This window comes from Burkholderia dolosa, from assembly GCF_902499135.1.
In the GTDB taxonomy this organism is placed as follows: Bacteria; Pseudomonadota; Gammaproteobacteria; order Burkholderiales; family Burkholderiaceae; genus Burkholderia; species Burkholderia dolosa.
On sequence record NZ_CABVPR010000099.1, the window covers coordinates 1 to 13,213 of the forward strand.

Annotated in this window: 4 protein-coding genes; 1 reads left to right on the top strand and 3 read right to left on the bottom strand. The window is 71.4% G+C overall.

Annotated elements, in window-relative coordinates; translation table 11 throughout:
• Positions 1-8,811: LWXIA domain-containing protein (locus BUB20358_RS26655; protein ID WP_174905148.1), on the top strand; the 8,811-nt coding region annotated here is incomplete at its 5' end.
• Positions 8,812-8,849: 38 nt separating this feature from the next.
• Here the strand turns inward: BUB20358_RS26655 and asnB are convergent.
• The 3 genes from asnB to sctT all read right to left on the bottom strand — a co-directional run bounded on the left by asnB (position 8,850) and on the right by sctT (position 13,052).
• The gene (gene asnB, locus BUB20358_RS26660) at positions 8,850-10,817 is read right to left on the bottom strand and encodes an asparagine synthase (glutamine-hydrolyzing) (protein ID WP_006766232.1); all 1,968 of its coding nucleotides are present in this window, start codon (positions 10,815-10,817) and stop codon (positions 8,850-8,852) included.
• A 368-nt stretch (positions 10,818-11,185) separates the two neighbouring features.
• The gene (locus BUB20358_RS26665; protein WP_006766233.1) at positions 11,186-12,217 is read right to left on the bottom strand and encodes an EscU/YscU/HrcU family type III secretion system export apparatus switch protein; all 1,032 of its coding nucleotides are present in this window, start codon (positions 12,215-12,217) and stop codon (positions 11,186-11,188) included.
• A gap of 25 nt (positions 12,218-12,242) precedes the next feature.
• The gene (gene sctT, locus BUB20358_RS26670) at positions 12,243-13,052 is read right to left on the bottom strand and encodes a type III secretion system export apparatus subunit SctT (RefSeq protein ID WP_035974388.1); all 810 of its coding nucleotides are present in this window, start codon (positions 13,050-13,052) and stop codon (positions 12,243-12,245) included.
• Positions 13,053-13,213: the final 161 nt, after the last annotated feature.

Consider the following 13,213-nt stretch of genomic DNA (forward strand, 5'->3'; position numbering starts at 1 on the left):
GCCGACGCCGGCCCCGCCCGCGGCGGCAGCGCGCGCCGAAGCGCCGCGAACGACGACATCGCCCTCGCCGCCGCCCATCCGGAGACGACCGAAACGGCGCCGGCCGACCATGCGGCGTCGACTCCCGGCTGGGTCGCGCGGATGCAGATGCGCTTCGGCGGCGCGCCGCTGCCCGAGGCCGCGCAAGCGCTCGCGATGCAGTCGGACACGCTCGCGACGCAGTTGCGGATGTTGAAGGACGCGGGCTGGCGCGTGACGCTCGGCAAGCGCGGCGGCGGCAGCCGCATCGATCCGCGCAAGCGCCGCGTGACGATCGACGGCGGCCTGCAGCATCCCGGCAGCATCACGTACACGCTGGCGCACGAAGCGCGGCACGCGGTGGAAGCGATGGCCGGCGTGCTGGACCTCGACTACGGCAGTCGCAGCCGCTTCACGCGCAAGGCGCTCGAAGCCGAGGCGCGCGCGCAGATCAACGCGTTCGAAGCCCGCTACGAGATCCAGCTCGCCGGCGGCGGCGACATCGCCGCGCACGTGCGGCTGCCGGACGCGATCGAACGTGAAGGCGCCGCATGGCGCGCGCCGTCGCACGACTATGCGGGCACGGTCGACCGGCTCGTCGACGCGTTCGCCGATGCGCCGGTGTCCGGGCGCGACGGCGAGCGCTACCGCGACTTCTATCACGACGTATGGGCGCGCCAGAAACGCCGCGGCGGCATCCCGCGCCGGATGCCCGCGCCGCACGCGCACGAAGCCGCCGGCGCGCCGCGCGGCGTGCGCAGCTTCGACGATCGCGTCGCGTGGAGCCGCGCGCACGCGGAGGTCGCATCGCCGTACCGCGCGGGCGAGCGCCCCGATGCGGCCGAACTCGCGGCCGAGCGCACGCGGCACTTCACGCTGGACCCCGAGCGTCGCGTGGTCGTGCTGCATGCCGACACGCGCGCGGACGGCGCACTGCTCGCCGACGGCCGGCCGGTCGGCGCGCACGAGTACGCGCTCGACGTCGCGCCGCGGTTCGCGATCCGCGACGGCTATTCGATCGTGCTGTCCGCGCAGCACGGCGGCGAAGCGCACGCGGCGCAGCTCGCGAACGTGTGGCGGCGCCCCGTGTATGCGGCGCCGCCGCACGCGGTCGGCCCGAACGCCGCGCTGCTCGACACCGGCATGTTCCGCCGCGTCGACCCGGCGCCTGCCGCACCGCACGATATCGGGTCGCTGCGCGCGGATCCGCTCGGCGTCTACGCCGACGGCGACCGGACCGCGCGCGTCGACGTCGCGCGCACCGTCGGCGAGCTGCTCGGCACCGGCGACGACAAGACCGTCTTCGCGCTCGGTCACGACGCGGCGCTCGGCGTCTACGATCCGAACCCGCACCGCGGCGCGCCGGACCCGGTGCGCGCGGCGCTGGACGAGCGCGTCGTGCTCGACGATCTGCGCGCCTACGGGCTGCGCACCGTCACGATGAGCGGTCCGTTCTCCGCGCTGGGCCGCGTCGGCGTGCTGTATCGCCCGCTCGGCGTGCTGCATTCCGGCGCGATGCGCGATACCGGCGCGCTGCCGCGCGTCGTCACGCGCGCGGCGCTCGAGCACGTGCAGCGCATCCGCGAAGTGGTCGAGCGCGAAGGTCTCGCGTTCGACCTGCAAGGGCTCTTCACGCGCGACGGCGACTTCCTGCTGAGCGATCCGGGCGCGCTGTCGCGCGATCCGGCCGCGCACCGCGACACGCTCGCGAAGCTCGCCGACATCGAGCGCGCGCTCGCGCACGGTCTCGAACGGCACGACATCGAACTCGCGCATCCGCGGCTGTCCGAGACGCCCGCGCCCGACGCGTTCGTGCAGAAGCCGTCCGCGATCACGCGCATCCGGATGCGCTTCGGCGGCGCGCCGCTGCCGAAGGAAGCGTACCGGCTGATCGACGCGTCGAGCCTGCTGTCGCAGCAGCTGCGGCTCGGCGGCGACGCGGGATGGAAGGTCGTGCGCGGCAAGCCCGGCGACGGCAGCAAGATCGATACGCGGCGGCGGCGCATCACGATCGACGGCGGGCTGCAGTCGGCCGGCTCGATCGTGTACGTGCTCGCGCACGAAGCGCGGCACGCGGTCGAAGCGGCGACCGGCACGCTCGGGCTCGACTACGGATCGACGCAGCGCTACGTGCAGACCGCGCTGCTCGCGGAAGCGCGCGCGCAGCTCAATGCGTTCGCGGTGCGCGACGAGATCCGCGCGGGCCTCGGCGTCGACATCGGCCGGCACGTCGCGCTGCCCGACGCGATCGCGAGCGAATACGGCCGCGCGCAGCCCGGCGATGCCGCGTCGATCGCCCGCCTCGCCCGCGCGTTCGAGCACGCGCCGACGTCGCTCGAAGGCGGCATCACGTACGGCGACCTGTATCGCCGCCAGGCACAGGCTGCGCAGCGCGGCGACGTCACGCTGGCCGCGCCCGCGCGCGACACCGCGACGGCGCTCGCCGAAGAGACCGCGTGGTCGCGCGCGCGGCCCGTGAAGGCGTCGCCGTTCGACGGCAGGCGCGCGACCGGCGTCGGCGACCTGCGGCTCGAGCGCTCCGGCACGCTGTCGTACGACCGCGACGCCGGGATCGTGATCGTGCATGGCGTCACCGACGCGCAAGGCCGTCTCGTCGATCCGGACGGCCGCCCGTACACGCCGGTCGAGGTGACGCTCGCGCACCGCTCGGTGCTCGGCCTGCCGGGCTCGGCCGTGATCCTGTCCGCGCGCAACGGCCGCGACGCCGCCGCGTGGCTCGCGAACGTCTGGCAGCGTCCGGTCTACGCGCCGCCGACGATCGCCGTCGGCCACGGCGCGCAAGCGCCGCTCGCGCACACGAACGCATGGCTGCGCTACGACCCGGCGCCGCACGAGCGTCCCGACCTCGGCGCGCTCGACGTGGACGCCAACGGCGTGCACGCGGCCGGCGATCCGGCCGCCCGTGTGCCGGTCGAGCGCTATACCGGCGCGGCCACCGGCGCCGGCATCGAGAAGACCGTGTTCGAACTCGGCCGCCGCAACGCGATCGGGCTGTACGAAGGCACCGACAATCGCGCGATCCTCGGCCATATCGAGTCGATCCGGCTCGAACAGGAAGGCCTCGCCGCGCTGCGTGCGCACGGGCTGCGCACGCTGACCGTCGGCGGACCGTTCGCGGCATTCGATCGCGTCGCGGTGATGTACACGCCGTTCGCCTCGCTCAGCAGCCACGACGTGATGGGCGGCGTGCTGCCGGCGCGCGTCACGCGCGACGCGTTCGCGCAGCTCGATCGCGCGCGCGAGATCACCGCGCGGCATCGGCTGTACTACGACTTCGAAGGCGTGTTCGACGCGCGCGGCGACTTCTACCTGAGCGATCCGTCGACCGTGATGACCGATGCGCCGAAGCAGTACGTCGAAGGGATCGTGCGCGAGATCGGCGCGCTGCGCACGACGCTCGAAGACGGGATCGGACGCGGCGCGATCGAGCTCGCGCACCCGGCCGTCGCCGAACACCTGCCGCCCGACGCGTTCGTGCAGAAGCCGTCGGCGATTACGCGCGTGCGCATGCGCTTCGGCGGCGCGCCGCTGCCGAAGTCGGCGCACGCGCTGATCGATCGCTCGAGCCTGCTGCGCCAGCAGGTCGCGTTCGCCGATGCGGCCGGCTGGAAAGTCGTCGTCGGACGGCCGGGACGCGGCAGCCGGATCGACACCGCGAAGCAGCGCATCGTGCTCGACGGCCGCCTGTACGGCACGGGCACGCTCGTCTACACGCTCGCGCACGAAGCGCAGCACGCGGTCGAAGTGCTCACGCACCGGCTGGCGCTCGACCGCTCGTCGCCCGACGCGCTGACCGGCAGCGCGCTGCTGGCCGAAGCGCGTGCGCAGGCGAATGCGTTCGCGGTGCGCCGTGAAATTCTCGACGATGCGGGCATCGACATCGCGAAGGATGCGCAGCTGCCGGACGCGATCGCGCGCGAAGCCGATCGCGTGACGCCCGACGACGCGGCCGGGCTGCAGCGCCTCGCCGCCGCGTTCGGCGACGCCACGCCGTCGGTGCCCGGCCACGCGACGTACCGTGCGTACTACGCGAGCCAGGCCGATGCGGTGCGCGCGCACGGCGCGCCGCGCGCGATGCCGGCGCCGGCCGGCCAGCCGGCATCGAATGCGCCGGTCCCCGCGCGCGCCGCGACGCCCGAAGCCGCGGCCGAGCAGCATGCGCTCGATCACCTCGCGTCGCACGGCAAGCGCGATCTGATCCGGATCGACGGCGCGCAGCTGGCGTCGCTCGAGCAGATGAAGGAAGCGTTCGGCACGAATGCGCACGTGCTGATCGCCACGCACGAGCAGCGGCCGGACGATGCAATCGACGCGCGCCATCCGCAGCCGAAGTTCGTCGCGAGCCTGCGCACGGACGAGAACGGCGCGTTCGTCGACAAGACGTCCGCGCATCCGGGCCTCGCGATTCCGCAGGACGTCTACCGCGCGCTGAAGGACAACGGCGCCGAGCAGCGCGCGGGCGTGGATTTCTATCTGTCGCCGGTGCCGCTGTCCGAGCTGCGCGACTACGGCGGCGCCGCGCGGATCACCGCACGCAGCGACGGCCGCACGTGGGAAGCCGAACCCGCGGCCGACGGCCCGCATGCGGACGTCGTCGCGACGCTGAAGTCGCTCGCCGATGCGCGCCGCTATCGGCGTCCGAAGCAGGCGGCCCACGCGGCCGGCGACGGCGCGACGCTGTATGCGATCGAGAAGAAGACCGGCAAGGTGCTCGGCTATGCGACGCGCAACGCCGCGCACGACTGGACGTATCACGAATCGACGTCGCTCGGCGACGCGACGATCGAACCGCGCGACCTCGGCGCCGCGTTCCGCCGCCGCGCGCGCAATCTGTCGGGCGGCCGGCGCGGCGTGCGGTTCGTCGTGACGGACGTCGCGCACGACGTCGTCGAACGCTACGGCGGCTTCGCGCCGGCCGAAATGCGCAAGGCGCTCGGCGACGAGAAGCCGCCGATGCAGAAGCTCGGCACGCGCGTGCAGCGCGGGCTCGCGCAAGTCGATCCGGGCGTGCGCCGCAAGATCGCCGAGATCGAACGCAACGACAGCCCGTTCCTGCCGCCGAAGCTCGTGCCCGACACCGACGCGCTCGCGATCGACTTCAGCGGCGCGAACACGCTGCACCTGATGCGCGCGCTCGAGCTGAACGCGATCCGCGGCGACTACTACGTGTACGTGTACGAGACCGATCATCCGGTCGCCGAATCGCTGCATACGCGTCGCGGAATCATCGCGATCCGCGACGGCAATGCACGCTGGTTCGACGACGTCGAGCAGCTGCGCGACCCGCAGCACGACGGCCGCCCGCTCGATCAGATGCCGCTCGGCCGCGGGCCGTTCGGCGCGAACCAGCACTTCCTGCTGTCGCGGCTCGCGCCCGACGCGTTCGAGCCGCGCGCGACCGCCACGCAGAAGGCCGCGCTCGCGCAACGGCTCGCGCAGCTGAACGAAGAGAAGTCGTATTTCGACGCGCTGCCGCAGAAGTTCGATCTCGCGACGCGCTGGATCCGCACGCAGATCGCCGGCCAGATCGACCGCGTGAAGGCGGTGCAGGCCGATCTCGCCGCAGCCCAGCAAGCCGCGCGGCAGGCCGCGCAGCCGGATCCGGGCGGGGCGGGCAACAACGCGATGAACCGCGTGCGCAACGCGATGCGCGGCAAGGGACGCCGCGGCCGCGGTGCGAACCCGCCGCGGCAGAAGCCGCCGAAGGCCCCGAAGACGCCCGCGCCGGAGCCGCTCGCGCTGCGGCCGTATCAGCCGAGCCTCGGCTCGAGCACGGTCGCGGAATGGGTGATGCGCTACGGCGACGCGAAGGTGTCCGACTGGTTCCCGACGGTCGAGCACGCGAAGGCCGTCGTCGAGCGCAAGGATCTGCCGGACGGCGGCGGCCTCGTGCTCGGCGACCCGCCGCAGACGATCCTCGCCGATGCGCCGATGCTGAAGGCGCTCGGCGTGAACCTGCGCTTCGCGCGCGAGGTGTCGAGCATGCCGTCGCGCGGACCGGTCGCGGATCCGGGCGGCCGGCACAACCGGTTCGTGAAGTGGATGCAGGAATACGCGACGCGCCACAGCGCCGCGCGCATGATCGACAAGCGCGCGATCCACGCGTTCGTGCGCGAGCCGGCCGCGTTCCAGGATCGCGTCGCGCCGATGGCACGCGCGTTCAACCTGCGCGACGATCCGGCGCTCGCGGTGCGCTACGTCGAGCAGTACGGCGGCGCGATGCCGGTCGTGTCGATTCCGGTCGATCCGCACACGCTTGCCGCTGCCCGCGGCGGCAAGCACGATCCGGCGTTCATCCGGCGCGCGCGCCGGTTCGGCTCGCCGATCGGTGCGCGCTACAACGAAGCCGACGCGACGATCACGCGCAAGATGCCGGACGGCACGACGCGCACGCTCGAACTCGACGACGTCGCGCATCTGCACAAGTGGCTGACCGCATCGTCGCGCTACGGCTTCCAGCTTCGTCTCGAAGCGGCGTCGGGCCGCCCGCTCGTGTCGGCGGACGACCGCCGCACGATCGCCGGCACCAACGACAGCTACGCCGAATACGCGCGCATCATGACGTCGTTCGAGACGTGGGCGCACGACCATGCCGGCGAGCCCGCGCCGAACGTGATGCTGAGCTTCCACGGCTGGGACGCCGTGCTCGAGCCCGTGCCGGGCGCGGGCCACGTCGAGCTGCTCGATGCGCTGCTCGACCGCAAGGCGCTCGACTGGGTGCACGTCGGGCTGTCGTACGGCACGCACGGCGCGGACTTCATCGCGAACCAGGATCTGACGCGCGCGCTGGCCGAGCGGATCGTCGACTATTACCGCACCGACCACGACGGCAAGTTCGCGCGACTGCACGGCGCGGACGCGCTGTCGCGCGTGTTCGAACCGCCGAGTCCCGAGGCGTTCGCGAACCAGCAGCAGGTGCTGTTCGCGGAGATCGCGCGCATCGGCAAGTCGAAAGGGATGTCCGACGACGCGCTCGCGACGCTGCGCAGCGAACTGTACGAGCGCAATACGACCGCGCTCGTCAACCAGGCGCGCAAGGCGACGATCGAGCATGCGATGACGCAGTGGACGTCGGCCGATCGCCCGCCGGCCACGCGCACGGAAAAACTCGCTCGCCGCTTCGGCGAGCGCTGGCTCGACGAGCACGGCGCGCACGCGCCCGCACGCAAGACGGTGATGTCGAAGGACGATCCGGAAGGGCCGCTCGCGAGCAGCCGCGCGTACTGGCAATCGGTCGTCGAGCGCGAAGCGCTCGCGAACGGTCCGTCGAAGCCGATCAGCGTCGGCCGCCAGATCGCGGCGAACCCGAAGCAGGCGAAGATGATCGAGGAAATGCAGGCGCTCGCGCAGCTGAACGCGCTGCGCGTGCACCGGCCGTCGTTCCGCCGCGCCGAGCTGTGGAAGTCGATCGGCTTCAGCTCGCTCGTCGCCGGCGCCGGCGGGCTCGTGATCGCCGACACGCTCGGCGCGACGCATCTGCTGCGGCAGGACATGCTGAGCAGCGCGACGTCGTCGTTCCTGCTCGGCTCGCGTCTGGGCCGCGTGTTCCAGGTGATGCATCAGGGCGCGGTGCGCAGCCTGCAGGCTGGCGACCCGAAGGCCGCGCAGACGGTGCTCACGCGGCTCGAAGTGACGCTGTCGCGGCAGCTGCGGTCCGGCGCGCACGACTACGGCCGGAACCGGCGCGCGCAGCTCGAGCAGATCTCGAACGAAGCGCGCACGCTGGCCGCGCAGTACGTCGAACTGCACCGGGTCGGGCTGATGAGCTTCGACGACGCGACGACGCACATCAAGAGCCTCGCGGCCGACGTGCTCGCGCAGATGCAGGGCACCGTCGGCGGCACGTCGCTGCAGCAGCTTCACACCGGCAACCCGCGCCACCTGTTCGGCATCGCCGGCCGCGCGGGCGCCGCGATCACGTCGGCCGCGACGCTCGCGGTCGGCATCAGCCACGTCGTGCACGCGCACGGCGCGTTCGATCTCGCGTACGGCTCCGCCGCGATCGCGAGCGGCGCGTTCGGCGCGACCTACGCGGGGCTCGTGTATACGATCGGCGCGCACCGCGTGAATGCGGACAAGCGCAGCCGCGTCGTGCGCTTCACCGATTCCGCGAGCGACTTCATGGCGGTCGCGTACGGCGGCCTCGGCACCGGCGTGCAGTGGAGCGGCGGTCACTACGATCTGGCGATCGCGACCGGCGTATCGACCGCGCTGCTGCTCGGCGGGCGTCTGAACACGCATTTCCCGAACGCGACGCCGCTGATCAAGAAGATTCCGACCGCCGTCGTGCTGGTTCCGGTCGGCGCGTTCGCGTACAAGCTGATCGAGAGCGTGTGGACGACGTTCTTCGGGTCCGGATCGTCGAATCAGTCGAACCAATCGAATCAGTCGAATCAGTCGAACGGGGCGCAGTCGAATCTGGTGCCGGGCGCGCCGTCGAGTGCGGCGCCGTCCTCGCCCGCGTCGCCGTCGTCCAGCGCCGCGCCGCCGTCGCAGCCGGGATCGCAGCAGCCGCCCGCGCAATCGCAGCAGCCGACGCCGCAACCCACGCCGCAGCCGTACATCGTCGTCGAAGGCGATTCGCTGTGGGTGATCGCGGACCGTCATCGGCAGTCGCTGCTCGATGCGGCCCACGTGTCGCGCGCGGACCAGCATGCGATGACGCGCGACCAGCAGGACGCCCGCGCGCTGACCGAGATTCTGCAGCTCAATCCGAACGCGGCGCGCGACCCGAGCCACTTGCCGGTCGGGATGCCGCTGAACGTCGGCTGACGATCGCTTCCCGCCCGCCCCCGCCGCAGCGCGCCGCGTCAGCCGGCGCGCTGCCCGTCGAACCACGCCTGGAACATCAGCACCGTCCACAGCTGATGCTGCCAGTTCATCCGCCCGGTCTGGTGCTGCCGCCACAGCCGCTCGATCACGGCCGCATCGAAGAAGCCGTCGTCGCGCACGCGCGACGGCTGCAGCAGCGCGTCGGCCCAGTCGCGCAACGCGCCGCGCAGCCAGTGATCGACCGGCGCGCAGAAACCCTGCTTCGGCCGGTCGATCAGCGCGCTCGGCACGTAGCGGTCGAGCAGCCGGCGCAGCAGCGCCTTCGGCTGCCCTTCCGGCAAACGCACCGACGCGGGCAGCCGCCATGCGAATTCGACGACGTGATGATCGAGGAACGGCATGCGCGTCTCGAGGCTGACCGCCATGGCCGCGCGGTCGACCTTCGTCAGGATGTCGGTCGGCAGATACGTGAGCGTGTCGATCGCCATCGCCTGCTCGGCGAAGCTCAGATGCGCGGGCCACGCGGCGACCGTATCGAGCGGCGTCGGCGGCTCCTGCCCGGCGAGCGCGATGCGCTCCGGATGATGCACCGACGACATCAGCAGCCGGTACAGGCCGATGCGGCTGTCGGCCGTCATCACGTGGCCGAGCTTGTGCAGCCGGTCGCCGATGCGCGTCGGCGATTCGCGCAGCTCGCCGCCGCCCCACGCGCCCTGCGCGACCGCCGCGAGCTGGTCCGCATGATCGGGCCGCAGCGCGTGCAGCGCGGCCGCGATCCGCGCGCGCACGGCCGCCGGCACGCGATGCAGCTTGCGCCATAGCCGCGGCGTCAGGAAGTAGCGCGTGTAGCCGCCGAACAGCTCGTCGCCGCCGTCGCCGGACAGGCTCACCTTCACGTGCCGGCGCGTCATTTCCGCGACGAGGAAGGTCGGGATCTGCGACGCGTCGGAGAACGGCTCGTCGTAGATCGACGGCAGCTTCGGCACGACGTCGAGCGCATGGTCGGCCGTCACGTACAGCTCGGTGTGCCGCGTGCCGAGATGGCGCGCGACCGCCTTCGCGTAGCCGGCTTCGTCGTAGCCGGCCTCGTGAAAGCCGATCGTAAACGTGTCGACCGGCGACGCCGACTGCGCCTGCATCAGCGCGACGATCGTCGACGAATCGATACCGCCGGACAGGAACGCGCCGAGCGGCACGTCGGCTTCCATCTGCCGCGCGACGGCCTGACGCAGAATCGTGTCGAGCCGGTCGACCGCTTCGTCGGCGCTGCCGTCGAACGGCTGCTCGCGTCCGGCTTCGATCGCCTGGTCGAGCGTCCAGTACGTACGCACGCGCGGCGTGTCGCGCGCATGCTCGAACTGGATGAAGCTGCCGGGCGGCAGCTTGCTGATGCCGCGATAGATCGTGTAAGGCGCGGGCACGCTCGACTGGCGCAGATACAGGCACAGCGCGTCGCGATCGATCGTGCCGTCGAAGCCCGGATAGCCGCGCAGCGCCTTCAGCTCGGACGCGAACACCAGCGCGTCGCCGATCCGGCCGTAATACAGCGGCTTCTCGCCGATCCGGTCGCGCGCGAGCGTCAGCACGCGCGACGCGCGGTTCCACAGCGCGAACGCGAACATGCCGGTCGCGCGGCGCAGCGTCGCGTCGACGCCCCACGCGGCGAGCGCCGCAATCAGCACCTCGCTGTCGGAGTGGCCGCGCCATGCCGGCGCGCGGCCCGCGCGCTCGAGATCCGCGCGCAGCTCGCGATGGTTGTAGATTTCGCCATTGAAGACCATCACGTAGCGGCCGCATGCCGACGCGATCGGCTGCCGGCCGTGCACCGACAGATCGACGATCGCGAGCCGCCGGTGACCGAGCGCGATGCCGGCTTCCGGATCGACCCAGATGCCCTGCCCGTCCGGACCGCGATGCGCGAGGCTCGCGGTCATGCGCGCGAGCGTGCCGCGCGCTGTCTCCTCATCGATGGCGACGCTATTCAGAAAGCCGTCGATTCCGCACATGTCTGTTGCCTGCCCCTGTTGACCGGTTCCGTCACGCACGGCGCAACCTTCGCGGCCCGCCGTCCCGCAAGACGGTCGGGCCATATTACGAAGAAATAATTCAGCAATAATTCATGGATGAATTCCGGCGACCGCCGGAAAAAATGCGCCGTCAAGCGGTTGGGCTACACAACGGCAAAGGATGCGGATCGAAGCAGACGTCCGGCGCGGGCCACACGGTCGAAGTCACGCAGTTCGGCAACTGCGCGGTCGGACGAACGCGATACGATCCGACCCCGCGATTCGGCTGGCGATTCGGCTGGCGATTCGGCTGGCGATTCGGCTGGCGATTCGGCTGGCGATTCGGCTGGCGATTCGGGCAACGCGTGTCAGTTCGCGCCGGTCGCCCACTTCAGCAGCTGCGCAACCTCGCGGAAATGCTGCGGCTGGATCGTCCCGTTCTCCGGCGTCGTGTCGTACAGCGCCTGCGCGAGGCCGACGTTCGCGAGCGTCGGGCGCAGCGCGTCGCGCGCGAGCCGCACGATCCGCTCGGCCGCGTCGCCTTCGCCGCGCGCGAGCACCCACGGCAGCGTGCCGATCCCGCCGTAATACAGCGCGACGGCCACCCGCGGCGAATAGACGACGACCGACGCGAACCCGATCCGGTCCGGCAGCGACGCGAACTGCACCTCGCGCGCGAGCTGCCGGCGCTTCGCCTGGACGTGCGGGTCGCCTTCGTCTTCCTTGTATTCGCGCCGCACTTCCTCGATCGACATCTTCATCTTCCGGTTGAACTCGTGCCGCTGATGGACGATGTCGATCAGCGCCATCACGATGTAGATCAGCGCGGCCCAGCCGAACAGCAGCATCAGCAGCTTCACGATCAGCGCGAGGATCGACATCGGCCGCGTGAAGCCCGACTGCACCGACGGATCGAGCGATTCGACGATCAGCCAGCCGAGCGTCGCGACGAGCAGCGCGGTCTTCAGCAGCATCTTCGCGAGGTTCACGAGGTTGCGCATCGACCACATGTTCTTCAGCCCTTCGGCCGGATTGAGGCGCGACAGCTGCGGCACGAGGCGGCTCCACGCCATCACGCCGCCCACCTGCACGAAGCCCGCGAGCACGCCGGCGAGCAAACCGGCCGCGACGATCTGCGCGGACAGCATCGCCCAGTCGCGTGCGGCGCCGTCGATCAGCACCGCGATCCGCGCGGACGGATCGGCCGCGCCGATCGCGTCGAACGCGAGCCGGAACAGCGCCTGCAGCCGCGCGAACAGCGTGCCGATCCCGACCGCGAGCGCGACGCACACGCCGACGAAGAACGCCGACGAGATCGTCTCCGCGCTCTTCGGCACGTCGCCCTTCTCGCGCGCGTCGCGCAGGCGTTTCGCGGTCGGCTGCTGGTTCTTCTCGCTCACGCTCGCTCCATCGCGCGCCGCGCGCTCACGCGCCGCCGTGCGCGGCGAACAGCGCGCGCAGCAGCGCCATCAGCCCGCTGTCGGGACTGAGCAGCGAATGCAGCGACGCATAGACGACCGGCAGGAACAACACCATCATCAGCACCGCGAGCGCGCTCTTCACCGGCTGCGAGAACACGAAGATGTTCAGCTGCGGCACCGCGCGGCCGACGAGCCCGATGCCGAGCTCGACGAGCACCAGCACGATGATCACCGGCGCGGCGAGCTTCACCATCCATTCGAAGATCGTGTCGGTCTGCCGCACGATGAAGGTCTGCAGCATCGACGAGAAATCGGGGCCGAGCGAGCCGATCGGCCACCACGCATACGACTGCGCGAACAGCTGCACGAGCACCTGCAGCCCGCCCGCCGTGACGAACAGCGCGATCGCGACGAAGTTCAGGAAGCCCGACGTCGGCCCGCCCTCGTGGCCGCCCATCGGGTCGAAGAACGCCGCGCTGCCGCTGCCGGTCTGGAAATCGATCAGATAGCCGACGCCCTGGATCGCGAACAGCACCGCGCTGAACGCGCCGGCGAGCAGCATGCCGACCACCGCCTCCTTCGCGACGAGCAGGCACCACATCAGGAACGGCAGCGACGCGACCTGCGCGGGATCGATCGCCGGCGCGACGAACGCGGCGATCACGACCGCGATCCCGTTGCGCACGAGGCCGGTGACGATCTGCTCGTTGAACACCGGCACGACGAACATGATCGGCAGCAGCCGCGGCATCACGTAGAGCAGCGGACGCAGCGTGCCGGCGACGTCGTTGAATCCGGACGCGTGATCTAGCATCGACGCTCCGCAACGGCAGGCGGCGATGCGGCGTCGCCGGTCGCGCCGGCGGTGCCGGTCGTGCCGGCTTGCGCATCGGCGGAATCGTGCGCGGTCATTTCGGCGTCGAACGCGGCCGCGGCCTCGGGCGACGCCGCGGGCGCGGCCGGCGCGCCCGCGTG